This is a genomic window from Staphylococcus chromogenes (assembly GCF_029024625.1).
GTDB lineage: Bacteria > Bacillota > Bacilli > Staphylococcales > Staphylococcaceae > Staphylococcus > Staphylococcus chromogenes.
The window spans coordinates 1,746,484-1,766,926 of sequence record NZ_CP118953.1 but is presented as its reverse complement, the minus strand read 5'-3'; the positions used below and the strand labels follow the sequence as shown (position 1 = coordinate 1,766,926).

Below are 20,443 nucleotides of genomic sequence, written 5' to 3'. Positions count from 1 at the left end.
TGAAATTTTCGTTATAATGTGTGTAAGATATACGTTAGGAGCTGATTATGAATGAAATTTTTATCATTCAAACACAATGGTGAAACGTCATTTGGCGTAAAAGTAAAACGTGAGGAAGCCGCATGGGATTTAACAAAAGTATTTGCTGACTTTGCGGAGGGTGATTTTCATCCAAAAACGTTACTACAAGGATTACAACAGAATCAAACGATAGAATTCCAAGAACAGGTGCGTAAAGCGGTGGTTGCCGCAGAGGATAGTGGTCGTGGTGATGACTATAAAGTAAAATTTACTGATATTGAATTTTTACCTCCTGTTACCCCAACGAACAATGTAATTGCTTTTGGTCGCAACTATAAAGCACATGCTGAAGAATTGAATCACGAAGTCAATCGTTTATATGTGTTCACAAAAGCGGCTTCATCTTTAACAGGAGATGAAGCAACAATTCCAAACCATAAAGATATTACAGACACATTAGATTATGAAGGTGAACTTGGTGTAGTTATCGGAAAATCAGGAGAAAAAATTCCTAAAGGTTTGGCGTTAGACTATGTCTATGGATATACCATCATCAATGACATTACTGACCGTACGGCTCAAAAAGCACACGATCAGGCATTTTTATCAAAAAGTTTAACAGGCGCATGCCCTATGGGACCTTATATCGTGACGAAAGATGAAATGCCAACACCAGAAAACGTGAATATCGTGACTAAAGTGAATAATGAAATTCGTCAAGATGGAAATACATCACAAATGATTTTAAAAATTGATGAACTCATTGAAGAAATTTCAAAATATGTTGCGTTACATCCAGGTGATATTATTGCAACGGGAACACCTGCAGGCGTAGGTGCGGGAATGAACCCACCTCAATACTTACAACCGGGTGATGAAGTAAAAGTCACTGTGGATAATATTGGAACATTAACGAACTATATCGAAAAATAAGTAAAAGCTCAGTCTTTACTTGGGATGAACTGTCTACAAAGTTGTCTTTGTAGGCAGTTTTTTCGTGATTATTTTTGAGAAAAAGGGATTGTTATTGTTAGTGTTACCCCTCGTTGATTTATTGTCTAATGTTGAACAATATGAAAGAATTTTTTCTCTTTGTTTGAAGGTCTATAAGAACGGTTATTTAAATGAATGAATACATGAAATGTGGTACAATTAATAAAGTTATGTATAAAAGGAGGGGTCATAGTGGTCTTAATTAATCTTCACATTATTAGTTGGATTATTTTACTCATTTTATTTTTTGCGGTATATGAAAATTTTTCCAGCAAACAAGGTCCAACACCATTATTCAAACCATTACATATGGCGACACGTTTATTCATGCTTTTAGTATTAATTACAGGTTTTTGGCTCGTTGCGAATGCTTTCACAAGTTCTGGTGCCAATCATATGTTATTAACATTAAAGATGATTTTAGGTATTGCGATTGTAGGCTTAATGGAAGTGACAATTGCACGTAAAAAACGTAAAGCCTCAAGTCGTGGATTATTTATTGCAACGTGGGTTGTTGCGTTGATTACGATTATTCTTGGTATTATTTTACCTTGGGGTCCATTGACGCAGTTATTTCATTAATTACTCATGAGAAATGGCTTTAAAAAATGCCATAAAAAAGAACGCGTTGGGTTACTATTTCCCAATGCGTTCTTTTTACATTCAATGAGAAGTGTAATCTCATCGTAAAGCGCGTTACATGTTTCGTCTTTCAATAACAACTAAGTTTAAGGTCTTGCTCTGTAGCCTAACATATTAATCGCATCTTTAGGATGGCTATATGGCGGCGCGTAAGCCACTTCAAATTCAGTAAGATCATCTATTGTTGCCCCGTGCATCATCGCCATAGTGAGCACATCAATTCGTTTATCTGCACCTTGTTTTCCTACAGCAACGGCACGCAATAATTTTCGACTTGTCTTTTCATAATAAGCTCTCAAATGAAGCGTACTATTATTAGGGTAATAGCCAGCATGCGCCGTTTGGTTGACGTTGACCACCTCATAATCAAAATGTTTTAACTCATGAGGCGCAATTCCAGAACTTGTTAAAGTATAATCGAAAAACTTAACGATATTTGCACCGAGAAACCCTTTGAAAGTAATATTGGAATTACCGGCAAGTTGTTCGGCAATAATACTTGCGCCTCGATGGGCACCCCAAGCTAATGGGACATGTGCAGGTAAATCAACATGACGGTAATGACTCGTCGCGATATCACCTAAGGCGTACACGTTAGGCACATTTGTTTGAAAACGTGCATTTACTGGAATATAACCTTTGTCATCAAGATGTATGCCTGAGTCCTTTAAGAACTCTGAATTCGGTTTTACACCAATGCCTGTAATAATCAAATCGTAGTCTTCTTGGAGATCAGAAGTGAACGAGACCGTGTTGCCCTTTATTGCCTTTATTTCTTCATTTAATCGGTAAGGAATCTCTCTTTCTTTCAATGAATCAAAAATAACTTGATTCATATCTTGATCCATATGTTTATTAATTGCTTCAGAACGATGGATTAACGTCGGTTTTAATCCTCTTTCATACATATTTTCCAATACTTCTAAACTGACATAACCGCCACCTACAATGAGTACACGTTCGACACGATGATCATTGATATAATTTTCAATCGCATCCGTATCTTCCATATTACGTAACGTGAATAAATGGGGGACGTCGAAATTTAATCGATGAGCACGTGCACCTGGACTTAAAATGAGGGTATCATAGTGATCTGTAAAAATATCCCCAGTTTGATGGTTTTTAACTTGTACCGTGTTTTTAGCACTGTTAACAGCAATGACTTCATGTTTTAAATAAACATCAATATTTTTCTTTTCTTTAAAATCATTTGGAGTAATCGGTAACATATCGTCACGTGACTTAATCACATGACCTAAGTAGTAAGGTAACCCACAATTTGCAAAGCTCATATCTCGGTCCTTTTCATAAACGTTAATTTGAGCAGAGGCATCTAATCGGCGCAATTGACTCGCAGCCGTTGCGCCACCTGCAACAGCACCTACAACAATTACTTTTTGTGTCATTTTTAATCCTCCTTGATGTCCTTATAAGATAAGTTAAGTTGAAAAAAATCATTCAAGTAGAGACCGATGCCGTCTTCGTTATTTGAAGCGGTTGTCTCTTTAGCGATGTGTTTGAGTTCAGGAATGGCATTCTCCATTGCGACACCGTGTTTTGCGTATTTTATCATCTCAATATCGTTGTCTTCATCACCAAAAGCAATAATATGTTGACGTTCAATGTTTAAATAATCTTTGACTATATCAATACCTACTGCTTTACTAATGCCTCGTTTAACGATTTCGATAACAGGAAATGGGGCACCCCAACGGCGATGTTCGATATTTTCAGCATAAAACCGTGTTAATGTTTGTTTAATACGAGGAATCTGATGTTCCTTCGCTTCAATGAGAAGACTTGTCGGATTTTCATGAAGTAATGTTCTTAAATCGCCAACTTCAATGTGAGCATCACCCATGCTAAAGCCTTCAAAAAGGTTTTCATCATAGCGATCTAAATACACGCAGTCTTTGACTTCAGCGATAATATTTTGTACTTCCATTTCTTTCAAAGTTTCAATAATACTTGATGCAATCCCTTCATCTAAACGCGCATGTTGCATGGGAAATTGTGGATCTTTAGGATGGTGTACGTATGCGCCATTAAAATTCACAATAGGTGTATCCATTTCAAGTTCATGATAATAGCGTTGACTCGCTCGAAATGGCCGACCAGTAGAAATCATGATGGCATGGCCTTTTGCCTGTAATGTTTTTAAGACTTTGAACGTATAGGGGGTAATTTCTTTTGCATCGTTTAATAAAGTGCCATCGAGATCGAGGCAAATCAAATGTTGTTTCATAAATGTCTCCTTATGCACGAGTTTCAATGTAAACTTATCATAGCATTTTATTGTTCTCGTGTCTGAATTTTGATATATTGAGAGTAGTTATTAATTAGAAGAGGTGAATCTCATGGAAGAGGCTTTAAAAGATAGCATATTAGGCGCTTTGGAAAATGTTATTGACCCCGAATTAGGGATTGATATCGTAAACTTAGGCCTTGTATATAAAGTGGATTTAGATGATGATGGCCTTTGTACTGTTGAGATGACTTTAACTTCTATCGGTTGTCCACTTGGGCCACAGATTGTTGATCAAGTCAAAACAGCGTTAGGCGAATTGCCAGAAATTAAAGACACAGAAGTGAACATCGTATGGAATCCACCATGGAATAAAGATATGATGTCACGTTATGCCAAAATAGCATTAGGCGTTAGCTAATATTGAATGAAAAGAACTTCCTTTAATTGCAAAGGGAGTTCTTTTTATACCGTGTGATGTTTGAATTTGAAATGAACGGTTATTGTTATATGCGGAAAAAATGAATAATAGTCAAAAAAAGTCAAACTTATAGGTTGCATTCATTAACGCGAGTGAGTATAATATAATTAAGGTCAAAGAAAGTCAAAGTCAAATGACCTATGTTAAATAAAGGAGTGAGACATTTTGGATATTAATCAAATGACACATTCTATTCAAAATGCGCTTCAAAAAGCCATTGAATATGCAAAAGAATATCACTTAACCAATGTAGAAATAGAAGCGGTTCTAAAAGCTGTTTTAGAACAACCTGAAAGTTTATATCAAAGTATTTTAGAGCGTGCAAATATTGACACAGAAGCCTTAGACAAAGCTTATACGGATAAGTTATCACGTTATGCGACTGTAAAAGGGGATAACGTGCAATATGGACAATATTTAGGCACGAAAACAAATGAATTATTTAATAAAGCTGAACAGTTTATGGGTGAATATGAAGATAGTTATATTTCGATGGAGCACGTTTTAAGAGCGGCAATGGAAATAGATGAAACCACACAACAAGCTGTGAACCATAAAAAAGAAGTCATTATTGAAATTATAAAAAAAGTGCGAGGAGGGAATCATGTGACAACACAAAATCCTGAAGTAAATTATGAGGCATTAGCTAAATACGGTCGTGATTTAGTCGAAGAAGTGCGTAAAGGGAATATGGACCCTGTTATCGGCCGTGATGAAGAAATTAGAAATACCATTCGAATTTTAAGTCGAAAAACCAAAAATAATCCAGTACTTATCGGTGAACCTGGGGTCGGTAAAACGGCCATAGTGGAAGGTCTGGCTCAACGTATTGTTAAACGAGATGTACCTGATTCACTCCTCGATAAAACAGTATTTGAACTTGATTTGAGTGCGTTAGTTGCAGGTGCAAAATATCGTGGTGAATTTGAGGAACGTTTAAAAGCAGTATTAAAAGAAGTTAAAGAGTCTGAAGGACGTATTCTGTTATTTATTGATGAAATCCATATGTTAGTTGGCGCAGGTAAAACAGATGGTGCAATGGACGCAGGAAATATGTTAAAACCTATGCTTGCGCGTGGCGAACTCCACTGTATTGGTGCGACAACGTTAAATGAGTATCGTGAATATATTGAGAAAGATTCAGCCTTAGAACGCCGTTTCCAAAAAGTGAACGTTAAAGAGCCGAATATTGAAGATACAATTTCAATCTTACGAGGTTTAAAAGAACGTTATGAAGTTCACCATGGTGTACGTATCCAAGACCGTGCATTAGTTGCAGCTGCTGAACTTTCAAATCGTTATATTACAGACCGTTTCTTACCAGACAAAGCGATTGACCTTGTCGATCAAGCTTCAGCTACGATACGCACGGAAATGGGTTCTAATCCAACAGAACTAGACCAAGTGAATCGTAGAGTAATGCAATTAGAAATTGAGGAAAATGCGCTTAAAAAAGAATCAGATGAAGCGAGTCAAATGCGTTTAAAAGAATTGCAAGAAGAACTTGCAGAAGAAAAAGAAGTGCAAGCCCAATTACAATCTCGTGTAGAAAAAGAAAAAGAAAAAATTGCTAAAGTTCAAGAAAAACGAACAGAACTAGATGAAAGTCGGAAAGCATTAGAAGATGCAGAAAACAACTATGACTTGGAGAAAGCAGCAGAATTACAACACGGTAAAATACCGCAACTTGAAAAAGAATTAAAAGAACTCGAAGCCTCTTTCCAAGAATCACAAGGAACTGATAGCGATCGTATTATTAGAGAGGTCGTTACGGATGAAGAAATTGGAGAAATTGTGAGCCAATGGACAGGAATTCCAGTCTCAAAACTTGTCGAAACAGAACGTGAAAAATTGTTAAACCTCTCTGATATCTTACATGAGCGTGTGGTAGGTCAAGAACGCGCGGTTGACTTAGTCGCTGATGCTGTTGTGCGTGCACGCGCAGGTATTAAAGACCCAGATCGACCTATTGGATCATTTTTATTCTTAGGTCCAACTGGGGTAGGTAAAACAGAATTAGCAAAATCATTAGCATCCACTTTATTTGATTCAGAACGTCATATGATTCGCATCGATATGAGTGAATATATGGAAAAACACGCTGTTTCACGATTAATCGGGGCTCCTCCAGGTTATGTCGGTCATGATGAAGGCGGACAATTAACAGAAGCCGTACGTCGTAATCCTTATTCAGTTATTTTGTTAGATGAGATTGAAAAAGCCCATTCTGACGTATTTAACGTCTTGCTTCAAATTTTAGATGATGGTCGTTTAACAGATTCAAAAGGTAGAAGTGTGGACTTTAAAAATACAATTATTATTATGACAAGTAATATAGGTTCACAGATTTTACTTGATCGTGTTAAAGATACCGGTGAAATTACTGAAGACACTGAAAAAGCAGTAATGGATAGTTTACATGCTTACTTCAAACCGGAAATTTTAAACCGTATGGACGACATTGTCTTGTTCAAACCATTATCTGTTGAAGATATGCAATTGATTGTCGATAAAGTACTAAGAAACTTAAATATGAGATTAACAGATCAACGCATTACTTTAGAATTGACAGATGAAGCGAAAAAATGGATGGGTGAAACAGCTTACGAGCCACAATTTGGCGCACGTCCATTAAAACGTTTTGTTCAACGTCATGTTGAAACACCTTTAGCACGTATGATGATTAAAGAAAATCTTCCAGAAGGCACAAAAGTTTTCGGAGATGTTCATGAAGGTGAAATCGAATTTAAAGTCGAAAAACCAAATGAAGCATAAATATCATAAAAATTGTTTTATAGTGTAATAGCGAATTAGGAGTTACCTCCTAGTTCGCTATTTTTACGCAAAAAAACTGTCAACAATATGTATTGTCAACAGTAGACATTAAGATAATCATGTGATTTCGAAATTTAGTTGTGATGGTCATTAACAGGATGGTTCGTATCAGGCTTCATTGCGATATCAATTAATACCACAACGCCTACCATGATTGCAGCTAAAACGATTGGAGCGATAAAACTAATCGCGCCGCCTCCATTTAAGCTGTTAAGCACGAAATTGACCATCTCTAATAAGAGTACCGCCCAAAAAAATGTGAAAAAGTATTTCATTGCGATATGCCTCCAATTTTTCTGATATTTCTATTATAATTGTCTTATATCATTTTGTATAGTCGTCACAGTATATGACTTGTCATTTTTGTTAACCTTATGGTAAATTATTACCTGGTATTAAAAATAAATGAAGAAGGTGTTCAAACCATGAATGTAGGTATTAAAGGATTTGGCGCATACGCACCTGAACGTGTGGTGGATAATGCGTTTTTTGAATCATACCTTGATACATCAGATGAATGGATTTCCCAAATGACAGGGATTAAAGAACGTAGATGGGCTAAAGAGGATGAACATACATCAGATTTAGCATATGAAGCCAGTGTCCGTGCGATTGAAGACGCAGGCATTGATAAAGAAGACATTGACATGGTAATCGTAGCGACATCCACAGGAGACCATCGTTTTCCGACTGTCGCAAACAAGTTACAACACCGATTAGGTCTTAGTAAAGTGGCATCTGTCGATCAACTTGCGGCATGTACAGGTTTTATGTACGGCCTTGTGACTGCGAGATCTTTTGTTTTATCTGGGGACTATAAAAATGTACTCGTTGTAGGCGCAGACAAATTATCTGGAATTACAGATTTAGAGGATCGCTCAACGGCAATTTTATTCGGCGATGGCGCTGGAGCGGCTATTATTGGCGAAGTATCGGGCAACCGTGGTATTCTAAGTTATGAGTTAGGTTCTGACGGAATCGGAGGTAAATACTTATATCAAGATCAAGAGACCGATTTTATCCGAATGAATGGACGTGAAGTATTTAAATTTGCGGTACGCATTATGGGAGATTCGTCTTTACGCGTAGTCGAAAAAGCGCATTTACAGCCAGAAGACATCGATTTATTCGTACCGCATCAAGCGAATATTCGTATCATGGAATCTGCAAGACAAAGATTAGATATCCCGAAGGAAAAAATGAGTGTGTCGGTAGATAAATATGGCAATACATCAGCGGCATCCATACCGTTAAGTATATCTGAAGAGTTAGAAGCTGGTCGAATTCAAGACGATGATGTACTCGTGTTAGTTGGCTTTGGAGGCGGATTGACATGGGGATCACTTGTGATTCGATGGGGTAAATAATAGAGGAGGAACATGAATGACTAAAAAACAACGTGTCGTAGTTACAGGTTTAGGGGCATTATCTCCAATTGGAAATGATGTACCTACGATGTGGGATAACGCTTTAAAAGGTGTTAACGGAATCGATAAAATTACGCGCATTGACACAACACCTTATAATGTGCACATTGGCGGGGAACTCAAAGACTTCGATATTGAAGCACATATCCCTAAAAAAGAAGCGCGTAAAATGTCACGTTTTACACAATATGCTGTAGTCGCTGCACGACAAGCAGTGAAAGATTCTGGATTAGTGATAGATGAAACGAATGCCAACCGCGTTGGTGTATGGATTGGCTCAGGTATCGGGGGTATGGAAACATTTGAAGAAGCCCACGACTTGCTTAAAGAAAGAGGACCCCGTCGTGTAAGTCCGTTCTTTGTACCTATGTTAATTCCAGATATGGCGACTGGACAAGTCTCTATCGATTTAGGCGCGAAAGGTCCAAATGGTTCAACAGTGACAGCTTGTGCGACTGCAACAAATTCCATTGGTGAAGCGTTCAAATTTATTGAACGTGGCGATGCGGATGCGATGATTGCTGGAGGCACAGAGGCACCGATTACACATATGGCCATCGCTGGATTTAGTGCGAGTCGTGCATTATCCACAAATGATGATATTGAAACAGCATGTCGCCCATTCCAAGAAGGCCGTGATGGTTTTATTATGGGTGAAGGTGCAGGGATTTTAGTACTTGAATCTTTAGAATCGGCACAGGCCCGTGGCGCAAATATTTACGCTGAAATTGTAGGCTATGGATCAACAGGTGATGCGCATCATATTACTGCCCCAGGTCCAGATGGTGAAGGCGGCTCACGTGCAATGGAAGCAGCAATGAATGATGCAGGCATTCAACCAAGTGACATTCAATACTTAAATGCGCATGGCACAAGTACGCCTGTCGGTGACTTATTTGAAATTAGAGCCATCAAAAAAACATTTGGTGAAGCGGCAAAATCACTTAAAATCAGTTCTACAAAATCAATGACAGGACACTTATTAGGCGCAACAGGTGGCGTAGAAGCGATTTTCTCTGTGTTGTCAATAAGAGACAGTAAAATTGCGCCAACAATTCATGCGGATAACAATGACCCTGAAATTGATTTAGACATTACACCAAATAAAGCTGTAGATTGCGAAATTAATTATGCGATGAGTAATAGTTTAGGTTTCGGTGGACATAATGCGGTATTAGTCTTTAAAAAATATAACCAATAAATAAAATCTCAAGACTTGCTATAGAATAGGTGAATATTTCTATAGCAAGCCTTTTTGTATGTTATTGATTAATTATACAAAACTGTTCTTTTTAAAAGTACATTATGGTAACTAAAGTGAAGAGATAAAAAAGGAATTCTCACATATATAATAGTAGAAACACGTCAAATTTAACTCCCTCAATGCTTTTTGGGGCAACATCTTTGACTTAATAAGATCAGCAGACGAAAAAATAATAAAAGGATTTTTTATAAAACTAAAAAACAGGTGTCTTTTTAGAGGAGACATCTGTTTTTTGTATATGCATATATTTGTATAGTTAATGTACCGTAAAAGCCATTAAAAAGGAGAGTAGTATGTAAAAAACATGCATAAGTAATGCAGGCTTAATCCAAGATTGTACGACATAATGAGATTTTTTGGGTTGTTTCGGGTTAAAGAACTCATCGGATTCATAGTGTTTTTTATCTTTACTGCGCATTAATTGATACTTAAAACGCCGAAATCCAAAACTTGTCACATCAAAGATGCCTTCCTGAATAATAAGCAATGTGAATAGTAAGATTGAAAAAATAATGGAAAAGGTAAAAAATAAATTTATGAAATGGGTCCAAGTATGCGTACTTAAGAGCCATGAAAAAAGTGTAAGTGCTGGGGTGATTATAATATAAATCCATGATTGATTAGTGAGACGTGGCATAATGTCATTCCTTACTATTTGTTTTCATCATTGTAACCTACTACTCAATTAATTTGAAGTTATTTAAGAGGATATAAATAATTTTTAATGAAAAGAAATATAGATTTAAAGCTACTTCTCCCTTAATTCCTTTATCACTGTAAATTGAAATGATATTGATTAATTCGGAGCCTTGTGATTATAATATTATTAATATTTCTGAAAATTTTGAAGGGAATGTTAATTAAACACAAGGGGGTTTGTAGGATGCTTAAGTATACTTTAAAACGATTGTTATATATGGTTATTTCACTATTTATCATTATTACAATCACGTTTTTTCTTATGAAGTTGATGCCTGGATCACCGTTTAATGATGAAAAATTAAGCGAAGAACAAAAAACGATGTTGAATGAAAAATATGGTTTAAATGATCCATTACCTATTCAATACGGCAACTATATGGCGAATGTCGTTAAAGGTGATTTTGGTAACTCTTTCCAATATGATAATCAGCCCGTTTGGGATTTGATTAAACCGAGATTAGTGCCATCTTTTCAAATGGGGCTTTTTTCTATGGTGATAGGGGTTATTGTCGGTCTGTTTTTAGGGGTTATCGCAGCCACACGACAAAATACATGGGTTGACTATCTCGCCACCTTTATTTCAGTTATTGCTATTTCTGTGCCATCCTTCGTTTTAGCAGTATTGCTACAATACGTTTTTGCTGTACGTCTCCAATGGTTTCCAGTGGCAGGATGGGAAGGTATTTCCACTGCAATTTTACCTTCATTAGCATTATCAGCTGTCGTTATCGCAACAGTAGCACGTTATATTAGAGCAGAAATGATTGAAGTGTTAAGTTCAGATTACATATTATTAGCTCGAGCAAAGGGGAATTCGACGAGCCGCGTTTTATATGGCCACGCATTACGAAATGCACTTATTCCAGTCATTACGATACTCGTTCCGATGCTTGCAAGTATTTTAACAGGGACTTTAACCATTGAAAATATTTTTGGTGTTCCTGGACTAGGGGATCAATTTGTACGTTCAATTACCACAAATGACTTTTCTGTGATTATGGCCATTACTTTATTGTTCAGTACACTATTCATTGTTTCCATTTTTATTGTCGATATTCTATATGGTCTTATCGACCCTAGAATCCGTTTGCAAGGGGGTAAAAAGTAATGACGAAAGAAGAACGTATTTTACCTAAAGACGATCATTCAGGTGCGACAGTCGCTCAAACGGCAGGGATTATGCATGAAGACTTTGTGCGTACAGGTGCACCTGATAGCAGCGAACAAGATTTTCAAAGAGAAGGACGTACGTTTTGGCAAGATGCTTGGTCACAATTAACACGCAACAAACTTGCGGTTGTAGGGATGATAGGGTTAATTATTATCCTCATTTTAGCAATTGTAGGTCCACTCATAAGTTCGCATGATTATGCAGAGCAAGATGTCGAACGTCGTAACTTGCCTCCGAAAATTGCTGTTTTAGATCAAATTCCATTTTTACCTTTTGATGGAGAAGGCATTGACGGTAATGCTTACGATAAAGCGCACGTCAAACAAAACTTTTGGTTTGGAACAGATCAACTAGGACGTGACATTTGGACAAGAACTTGGCAAGGTGCACAAGTTTCGTTATTTATTGGGTTAGTGGCGGCGTTACTAGATATTTTCATTGGTGTAATTTACGGTGCGATTTCTGGTTATTTTGGAGGCCGTGTTGATGATATTATGCAACGTATCATTGAAATCATCTCATCCATTCCAACACTCATCGTTGTTATTTTATTCGTCTTAATATTTGAACCTTCCATTTGGACAATTATTTTAGCGATGGCCATTACAGGTTGGATTGGAATGAGTCGTGTTGTACGTGGAGAATTCTTAAAATTGAAAAATCAAGAATTTGTTTTAGCTTCACGCACATTAGGGACGTCGAATTTAAAGTTAATTTTTAAACATATTTTACCAAATACATTAGGAGCTATTATTGTAACTTCTATGTTCACAGTACCTAATGCGATTTTCTTCGAAGCATTTTTAAGCTTTATCGGTATTGGTGTTCCAGCACCACAAACATCATTAGGTTCACTTGTCAATGAAGGTCGCGCAATGTTATTGATTCATCCGCACCAACTATTTATTCCGGCTTTCATTTTAAGTTTATTAATTTTATTCTTCTACCTATTCAGTGATGGTCTAAGAGATGCATTTGACCCTAAAATGAGAAAATAAAGGAGGTATGGCACATGTCAGAACGCGTGATTGAAGTCAATGACTTGCATGTCTCCTTTGATATTGAGGTCGGAGAAGTGCAAGCTGTTCGAGGTGTAGATTTTTATTTAAACAAAGGGGAAACGTTAGCTATTGTGGGAGAATCCGGTTCAGGAAAATCTGTCACAACAAAAGCGATTACGAAGCTTTTCCAAGGGAAGTCGGGTCGTATTAAACAAGGTAGCATCATTTTTAATGGCGAAGACTTAACAAAAAAATCGGAAAAAGAATTGATGAAATTACGAGGAAAAGAGATTTCGATGATTTTCCAAGATCCGATGACATCACTTAATCCAACAATGAAAATAGGTAAGCAAGTGATGGAACCGATTATTAAACATATTGGTTTAAGTAAAGCAGAAGCGAAACAACGCGCAATTGAGTTGTTAGAACTTGTCGGTTTAAAACGTGTGAAAGAGCGTTTTAACGCATATCCACATCAATTTTCAGGAGGACAACGTCAACGTATTGTCATTGCACTGGCACTTGCATGTGAACCTAAAGTTTTAATTGCAGACGAGCCTACTACAGCGTTAGATGTTACGATGCAAGCACAAATTTTAGACTTAATGAAAGAATTACAACAAAAAATAGATACTTCTATTATTTTCATTACACATGATTTGGGAGTTGTCGCAAACGTAGCAGACCGAGTAGCCGTAATGTATGGTGGACAAATGATTGAAACAGGCGATGTTGATGAAATATTTTATGATCCCAAACATCCGTATACATGGGGGTTATTATCTTCCATGCCAGATTTAGAAACTGAAGGGTCAACTGAACTTCGGGCGATTCCGGGATCGCCACCAGATTTAGTTCATCCGCCAAAAGGGGATGCATTTGCCGCACGTAGCGAGTATGCATTGGCGATTGACTTTAAAGAAGCGCCGCCGTGGTTTAAAGTATCACCGACCCACTATGTTCGTTCTTGGTTGTTAGATGAGCGTGCTCCAAAAGTAGAGCCTCCAGAATTGGTAAAACGTAAACAGCGTCCAATGCCGAACAATTTTGCGAAACCAGAACGCGTAGAAAGGGTGTCGTTTTAATGGCTGAAAAAGATATTTTAGTGGAAGTTAAACATTTAAAACAGTATTTCAACCAAGGAAAACGGAATGAAGTCCGTGCAATTGATGACATCTCGTTCGATATTTATCGAGGAGAAACATTTGGCCTTGTTGGAGAATCCGGCTCAGGGAAATCAACAACAGGTAAGGCCATTATTAAACTCAACGATGTGACAGAAGGTCAGGTGCTTTACGAAGGGGTTAATATTCAAAGTATTAAAAAACGTAAAGATTTGCTTCAGTTTAATAAAAAAATCCAAATGATTTTCCAAGATCCGTATGCTTCATTAAATCCAAGATTAAAAGTCATGGACATTGTGGCTGAAGGTATTGATATTCATGGTTTAGCGAAAGATAAAAAAGACCGTAAAAAACGCGTCTATGACTTACTAGAAACAGTAGGACTTCGTAAAAGTCATGCCAATCGCTATCCCCATGAGTTTTCGGGTGGACAACGACAACGTATCGGTATTGCTCGTGCTTTAGCGGTAGAACCAGAATTTATTATTGCGGATGAGCCGATTTCGGCACTGGATGTATCGATTCAAGCCCAAGTCGTTAACTTGATGCGAAAACTTCAACAAGAACGCAATATTACGTTTTTATTTATTGCGCATGATTTATCGATGGTGAAATATATTTCAGATCGAATTGCAGTTATGCATTTAGGGAAAATTGTCGAATTAGGGCCCGCAGACGAAATTTATAATCACCCATTACATCCTTATACAAAATCGTTATTGTCGGCTGTTCCTCAACCAGATCCAGATAGCGAACGTACACGAAAACGTTTTGCGTATGAAGGAGAAAAGAATCCAGATGCGCCACGTGAATTAAAGGCCTTCACACCCAATCATTACGTCCTTGCGACAGAAGAAGAGTTTCAAGAATTCACTCAAAATAACGGTTTACATGTATAAAACAAAGGAAGGGGGAAATGCAATTGAAAATCGCAAAACATAAAGTCAAACTACTCGGGGCAATCATGAGTTCAGTTATTGTATTATCTGCATGCGGTAATGCTGAAGGGATTTATGATGAAAAAGGGCAAGTATTTCGAAAAGTGATTCCTCAAGATATGGCGTCATTAGACCCTGCTAAAGTAACGGATAATGTAAGTTTTGATAAATTTAGCCAAGTTTATGAAGGTTTATACACAGCAGGAAAAAATGATAAAGCTGAACCGGGCGTTGCACAAGGAGACCCTGAAATTACGAACGGAGGTAAAACTTGGACGGTTCACTTACGTAAAGATGCCAAATGGTCAAATGGAGATCCAGTCACTGCCCATGATTTTGAATATGGATGGAAACGTGTAGTTGACCCTAATACGGCTTCAGAATATGCGTACATTATGTATGATTTAAAAAATGCAGAAGCGATTAATATGGGGAAAAAAGATGTGGATGAACTAGGGGTAAAAGCGATTGACGACCATACTCTCCGTTTTGAACTCACTAAACCGATTCCTTATTTTAAAGAAATGCTCGCATTTGCTACATATTTACCACAAAATGAAAAAGTTGTTAAAAAATACGGGGAACGCTTCGGAACATCTGAGGAAAAAAGTGTTTATAATGGGCCATTCAAAGTGAAAGATTGGGCCGTTGAAGATAAAATTATTTTAGTGAAAAATGATAAATATTGGGATAAAGACGTGGTGAAACTAGACAAAGTCAATTATAAAGTTCTAAAAGATGGTCAAGCTGGAGCGTCACTTTATGATACAGGTTCAGTAGATGATACGACAATTTCTGCAGAACAAGTGGATAAATATAAAGGGGATCCTGCATTGAAAAAACGTCTTCTTGCCTCAACATTCTACTTGAAATTGAATCAAGATGAAGTCCCAGAGTTTAAAAACAAAAATATGAGACTTGCTTTTTCGCAAGCCATCAATAAAAAAGATTATGTAGATTCTGTATTGAATAACGGTTCTAAAGAAGTGGATGGATTCACTGCTAAAGGAACTGCAGATGCACCTAATGGCAAAGATTTTACAGATCAAATTAAATCCCCATTGAAATACGACCCTAAACAGGCTAAAGAGAATTACAATAAAGCTAAAAAAGAACTAGGTAAAGATAAATTCACTTTCACGTTGAACACAGAAGATACTCCAGCGTCTAAAATTTCAGCAGAGTTTATTAAATCTCAAGTTGAAACCACGTTACCAGGGGTTACTGTTAAAATCCAACAATTACCGTTTAAGCAACGTCTTGCACGTGAACAAAGTGGAAATTATCAAATTTCACTTTCAGGTTGGGGACCAGATTACCCGGACCCAATGACGTTTCTTAATATTATGACAACAGGTAATTCGTCTAATAATACAGGTTGGAGTAATAAAGAATATGATAAAATGCTTGAAAAAGCGAATGGCGAATTATTGCAAAAACCTGAAGAACGAAATCAAACGCTTGTAGATGCAGAAGAGTTATTGCTTAATGAAGCACCGATTGCGCCAGTTTATCAAAAAGGGGAAGCACATTTAACGAATCCACAAGTGAAAAACCTACAATATCATAATATCGGTGGAGATACATCATTAAAGTACACTTATATTGATAAATCTATCGATCGTGAGACAGGTAAAAAGAAAAAAGAATAATACCTCAAATGACTTCCTTTTGAATAATAAGGATTCAGATGGGAGATAGTACCTAGTTAAAATAGAAAGCCATCAAAATTTATCTAAGCATAAATTTTGATGGCTATTTTGATATTATTTTCGTTTGCGGCCAAGGCCCATCGCTTTTTCCATTTTCTTTAAAGTTTTAAAAGATGTACGGTGCGCTTTGTCACGGCCTTCATCTAGAATTTCATCGAGACGTTCTGAGTTGTAAAATTCTTCATATTTAGCTTGGAAGTCAGTTAAAAATTGTTCCACGACTTCAGCAAGATCTCCTTTAAATTTACCGTAGCCCTCATTGGCATATTGTACTTCTAAATCTTTAATAGATATTCCAGATAAGCTTGAATACATCGTAAGTAAATTTGAGATACCTGGTTTATTCTCTTTATCAAATTTAACAGTTCCCTCTGAATCTGTTACAGCACTTTTGATTTTTTTAGCAGCTAAACGAGGTTCGTCAAGTAACGAAATAAAGTTTTTTTGGTTATCATCACTTTTACTCATTTTCTTCATCGGATCTTGTAAACTCATAATACGTCCGCCCACTTTTGGCATTTGTATTTCAGGTTTTGTTAAAACATCATTATAGCGACTGTTGAAACGATCTACGAGGTTACGTGTTAATTCGATGTGTTGCTTTTGATCATCCCCAACAGGAACAATGTCTGTATTATATAAAATGATGTCTGCTGCCATTAATGGGGGATAAGTTAATAAACCGGCAGGAATACCATCATTTTGTTTTTGCGCCTTATCTTTAAATTGTGTCATACGTTCGAGTTCGCCAATGGAGGAAATGGTCGTTAACATCCAACCGGCTTGAACGTGTGCAGGAACCTCAGATTGAATGAATAACGTAATCTTATCCGGATTAAGGCCAGAAGCTAAATAAATCGCGGCAAGTTGACGTGTTTGTTGTCGCAATTTTAAGCGATCCTGAGGCACCGTGATTGCATGTTGATCAACGATGCAGAAATAGCACTCGTAATCATCTTGGATTTCAACAAACTGTTTTAATGCACCGATATAGTTGCCAATTGTGGGAATACCACTAGGTTGAATGCCTGAGAATAATGTTTTCATATGAACAATGCCTACTTTCTTTCGTGTTTATCAATACTATTGTAACAGTATTTTCTAAGTTTGTAAGTTATGTTATGATAAGTATTAGGAAATGGTAGAAATAAGTCTCATACTAAAGACTGATTATTTAAAATAAATACTATTTTTACAGATTTCTCATTTAATTTTAATGTTGTTTGGCTATAATAGATATATAGCGTTAGACAGACAGAAAAAAGATTTGAATTGTTTTAGCTTATATTAATCAGTCAAACTTGAACGTTAAATTTTAATGAATTTTTATTCAATTAGGAGAGTGAGATGTATGGTAACATTATTTACTTCACCAAGTTGCACATCTTGCCGTAAAGCGAAAGCATGGTTACAAGAACATGACATTCCGTATACGGAGCGAAATATTTTTTCTGAACATTTAACTTTAGATGAAATAAAACAAATTTTAAAAATGACAGAAGACGGTACTGATGAAATTATCTCTACACGTTCTAAAACATACCAAAAATTAAACGTAGATATCGATTCTTTACCTTTACAAGATTTATATGGCATCATCCAAGATAACCCTGGCATTTTACGCCGTCCGATTATTTTAGATGATAAACGTTTACAAGTAGGATACAACGAAGATGAAATTCGTCGTTTCTTACCACGTAAAGTCCGTACGTTCCAATTGCAAGAAGCGCAACGTATGGTTGATTAATTTAAACTTTATAAATCTATTTAGATAATGTTTTCGAGTAACGTCGGTTTGCGTTGCTCGTCTTTTTTTATATATACGAACTATTTAAGCTCTTTTTTTAAGTATGATATACTGAATTTAAAGCGTTTTTCAAATGATTGTAGTATTCAAACAAATGGATTGTATTTTTCTAATTTGTCTACTACAATAGGATTACTATTCATCGACTGTAAGGAGTGAGATGATATGAGAATAGAACGCATTGACGACATGACTGTAAAGTTGTTTATCACTTATAAAGATATAGAAGCACGTGGATTTAGACGTGAGGACTTATGGACGAACCGTAAACGTGGAGAAGAGTTTTTCTGGTCAATGATGGAAGAAATTAACCAAGAAGAAGATTTTGTTGTTGAAGGCCCTTTATGGATTCAAGTACACGCTTTTGAAAAAGGGGTAGAAGTGACGATTTCTAAGTCTAAAAATGACGAATTGATGCAAATGTCTGAAGAAGATAGTGCCTTAGATGAGTTTGATAGCCAATTAAACGATTTACTTTCTCAATCGTTGAAAGCTCATTCAAGCGAAACACAAGAAGACGATTTAGATGAAAGAGAGACTACTCAAGCGACACGTCGTTCATCTCAAATGACATCACTTCAATCTAATACACTCATCTTTAAATTTGATGATTTAGAAACTTTAATTGCTTACGCACATCAAAATAATCAAAAATTAACACAATACGAAGATTTATTGTATATGTTTAATGACACTTACTATTACATGGTTCATTTTGACCAAGAGGTGACAGAAGAAGCCATTCATGATTTTTATGGACAAGCGCTTGAATATGCATCACCTACAGATAAAACTGAAGTATTTTTAAACGATTATGCTAAAATTGTAATGAGTCACAATGTTACTGAACAAGTGAAACGTTATTTTCCAAATAAGTAATACAGTCTAAAAGGTGTACGACCATTCTGAGGATGGTCGTGCTTTTTTGTGCCTTGGCTATACGGATGGGTTAAATTAAGGAGTTAGGTAATTATGGATCGCTTAACTCCTTTTTGTGGCGGCGCATAATTTCTTGTATATTGATAAGTATTTTGAAATTAAGTTAAGCAATAAAAAGTAATTTAAGAGGATGAGGCGTGTATCTTTATGAGGTGAAGTTGATGTTAACAGCGATGAACGAGAATAATGAACAAGTTTCAGCAAGACAAGCCTCTCGGCTAGAGTGCTACTATTGCCCGATTTGTAAAGAACGACTCATATTACGTCAAGGTATAAAAGTGACGCCGCATTTTGCACATCCCTCCGGTCAAATCCATTTAAAACATAAAGGTGGAGAAACAGAACAACATTTAAAAATGAAACAAGGACTTTTTGAGAAGTTGGCACAGCATTATGAACATGTTTGTTTAGAACCTTACTTATCCACTATTTGCCAAATTCCTGACATTACAATAAACAATCAATGGGCAATTGAAATTCAACTAAGCCCTATAGATGTAGAGACCATGCAAGTGAGAACAGCAGGGTTACAAAGTTTAGGATACAACGTCGTTTGGGTAACGGAGGTTCCCAAAAAGAATAAAGGAAGTTACTATTTCACTCAACGTCATCAAACGAGTATCATTCATCAAACACGTACCTTATATTGTATTGATGCAAAAACTTTTATCCCCCATAAAATCACACAGTTAACCCCGATTGCCTCGAAAACATTTCAAGGTGAAATAATCCCAATTCCTTTTGAACAGTGGCTAGAGGATATGAGTGACCCTTCAAAATCAATACCTCCTATAAGAAAACTTTCGCAATATTTTATTGAAAGATATATTGCATATTGTCGACGTAAAAATAGCGTTTTAGAACCCCATTTATCTCTGATGTATCAATTACAATTATCTGATGAACAAGTTTGTAAACTGACGGGTTTTATATTTCCAGAACAACTCTACTTTCTCACACATCCTGTCTATTGGCAGCTGACTGTTTTGAAATCTCTTAAAGGAGGTTCCATTCCTCATCAAGCCGTTCGCAAAATGCTCCAACCTAGATATTTTGCGCATCAAAATGTGGATTATCAACGTATGATGCAGACGATGGTTCATGCTTACATGAAATTATTACGTGTGACATAGTTAAA

Annotated in this window: 19 protein-coding genes; 14 read left to right on the top strand and 5 right to left on the bottom strand. The window is 36.6% G+C overall.

From position 1 onward, the window contains the following. Nucleotides 1-51: 51 nt before the first annotated feature. Nucleotides 52-954 (top strand): fumarylacetoacetate hydrolase family protein, encoded by a 903-nt coding sequence (locus tag PYW36_RS08600; protein WP_037572227.1) that lies wholly within the window; start codon nt 52-54, stop codon nt 952-954. A gap of 252 nt (nt 955-1,206) precedes the next feature. Further along, nucleotides 1,207-1,596 (top strand): YisL family protein, encoded by a 390-nt coding sequence (locus PYW36_RS08595; RefSeq protein ID WP_037572226.1) that lies wholly within the window; start codon nt 1,207-1,209, stop codon nt 1,594-1,596. 146 nt (nt 1,597-1,742) lie between these two features. Here the strand turns inward: PYW36_RS08595 and PYW36_RS08590 are convergent, their stop codons facing one another. Together PYW36_RS08590 and PYW36_RS08585 are read right to left on the bottom strand one after the other, a co-directional pair. After that, the gene (locus PYW36_RS08590) at nt 1,743-3,065 is read right to left on the bottom strand and encodes a CoA-disulfide reductase (RefSeq protein WP_103159386.1); all 1,323 of its coding nucleotides are present in this window, start codon (nt 3,063-3,065) and stop codon (nt 1,743-1,745) included. A gap of 2 nt (nt 3,066-3,067) precedes the next feature. After that, the gene (locus PYW36_RS08585; RefSeq protein WP_037572223.1) at nt 3,068-3,904 is read right to left on the bottom strand and encodes a Cof-type HAD-IIB family hydrolase; all 837 of its coding nucleotides are present in this window, start codon (nt 3,902-3,904) and stop codon (nt 3,068-3,070) included. Between the two features lie 112 nt (nt 3,905-4,016). Between PYW36_RS08585 and PYW36_RS08580 the strand changes: the two genes are divergently transcribed. Together PYW36_RS08580 and clpB are read left to right on the top strand one after the other, a co-directional pair. Beyond that, entirely contained in the window at nt 4,017-4,325 is a 309-nt protein-coding gene (locus PYW36_RS08580; protein WP_037572221.1) for a metal-sulfur cluster assembly factor, read from the top strand. Nucleotides 4,326-4,550: 225 nt separating this feature from the next. Further along, nucleotides 4,551-7,160, top strand: coding sequence for an ATP-dependent chaperone ClpB (gene clpB / locus PYW36_RS08575; protein WP_037572219.1), 2,610 nt, complete (start codon nt 4,551-4,553; stop codon nt 7,158-7,160). Nucleotides 7,161-7,294: 134 nt separating this feature from the next. On the opposite strand, the gene PYW36_RS08570 is transcribed toward clpB, so the two are convergent. Then, the gene (locus PYW36_RS08570) at nt 7,295-7,495 is read right to left on the bottom strand and encodes a DUF2929 family protein (protein ID WP_037572217.1); all 201 of its coding nucleotides are present in this window, start codon (nt 7,493-7,495) and stop codon (nt 7,295-7,297) included. Nucleotides 7,496-7,645: 150 nt separating this feature from the next. Between PYW36_RS08570 and PYW36_RS08565 the strand changes: the two genes are divergently transcribed. Continuing rightward, nucleotides 7,646-8,587, top strand: a complete 942-nt coding sequence (locus tag PYW36_RS08565) for a beta-ketoacyl-ACP synthase III (RefSeq protein WP_037572215.1) — start codon at nt 7,646-7,648, stop codon at nt 8,585-8,587. A gap of 16 nt (nt 8,588-8,603) precedes the next feature. Beyond that, the gene (gene fabF, locus PYW36_RS08560) at nt 8,604-9,848 is read left to right on the top strand and encodes a beta-ketoacyl-ACP synthase II (protein ID WP_037572213.1); all 1,245 of its coding nucleotides are present in this window, start codon (nt 8,604-8,606) and stop codon (nt 9,846-9,848) included. A 319-nt stretch (nt 9,849-10,167) separates the two neighbouring features. Here the strand turns inward: fabF and PYW36_RS08555 are convergent, their stop codons facing one another. Then, nucleotides 10,168-10,548: a DUF3899 domain-containing protein gene (locus PYW36_RS08555; protein WP_037572210.1), complete on the bottom strand. Its 381-nt coding sequence runs from the start codon at nt 10,546-10,548 to the stop codon at nt 10,168-10,170. Nucleotides 10,549-10,794: 246 nt separating this feature from the next. Between PYW36_RS08555 and opp3b the strand changes: the two genes are divergently transcribed. The 5 genes from opp3b (at nt 10,795) to PYW36_RS08530 (ending at nt 16,499) form a co-directional block, all read left to right on the top strand. Continuing rightward, nucleotides 10,795-11,721, top strand: coding sequence for an oligopeptide ABC transporter permease (gene opp3b / locus PYW36_RS08550; RefSeq protein ID WP_037572207.1), 927 nt, complete (start codon nt 10,795-10,797; stop codon nt 11,719-11,721). Then, the gene (opp3C, locus tag PYW36_RS08545) at nt 11,721-12,782 is read left to right on the top strand and encodes an oligopeptide ABC transporter permease (protein WP_037572204.1); all 1,062 of its coding nucleotides are present in this window, start codon (nt 11,721-11,723) and stop codon (nt 12,780-12,782) included. Before opp3b ends, opp3C begins: the two co-directional genes overlap by 1 nt. Nucleotides 12,783-12,796: 14 nt before the next feature. Beyond that, nucleotides 12,797-13,870 (top strand): ABC transporter ATP-binding protein, encoded by a 1,074-nt coding sequence (locus PYW36_RS08540; RefSeq protein ID WP_037572201.1) that lies wholly within the window; start codon nt 12,797-12,799, stop codon nt 13,868-13,870. Next, entirely contained in the window at nt 13,870-14,808 is a 939-nt protein-coding gene (locus tag PYW36_RS08535; RefSeq protein WP_037572198.1) for an ABC transporter ATP-binding protein, read from the top strand. Before PYW36_RS08540 ends, PYW36_RS08535 begins: the two co-directional genes overlap by 1 nt. 65 nt (nt 14,809-14,873) lie before the next feature. After that, nucleotides 14,874-16,499 (top strand): peptide ABC transporter substrate-binding protein, encoded by a 1,626-nt coding sequence (locus PYW36_RS08530; RefSeq protein ID WP_228512597.1) that lies wholly within the window; start codon nt 14,874-14,876, stop codon nt 16,497-16,499. Nucleotides 16,500-16,613: 114 nt separating this feature from the next. Here PYW36_RS08530 and trpS read toward each other — a convergent pair whose 3' ends face one another. Further along, nucleotides 16,614-17,606: a tryptophan--tRNA ligase gene (gene trpS, locus PYW36_RS08525; protein ID WP_037572193.1), complete on the bottom strand. Its 993-nt coding sequence runs from the start codon at nt 17,604-17,606 to the stop codon at nt 16,614-16,616. Nucleotides 17,607-17,910: 304 nt separating this feature from the next. Here trpS and spxA point away from each other — a divergent pair, with 304 nt between their 5' ends. From spxA to PYW36_RS08510, 3 genes are all read left to right on the top strand, one after another. Then, nucleotides 17,911-18,306: a transcriptional regulator SpxA gene (spxA, locus tag PYW36_RS08520; RefSeq protein WP_037572189.1), complete on the top strand. Its 396-nt coding sequence runs from the start codon at nt 17,911-17,913 to the stop codon at nt 18,304-18,306. A 225-nt stretch (nt 18,307-18,531) separates the two neighbouring features. Beyond that, nucleotides 18,532-19,245: an adaptor protein MecA gene (gene mecA, locus PYW36_RS08515; RefSeq protein WP_037572185.1), complete on the top strand. Its 714-nt coding sequence runs from the start codon at nt 18,532-18,534 to the stop codon at nt 19,243-19,245. 197 nt (nt 19,246-19,442) lie between these two features. Further along, a complete protein-coding gene (locus PYW36_RS08510) occupies nt 19,443-20,438 on the top strand; it encodes a competence protein CoiA (RefSeq protein WP_133170672.1) in 996 nt (331 codons plus the stop codon). Nucleotides 20,439-20,443: the final 5 nt, after the last annotated feature.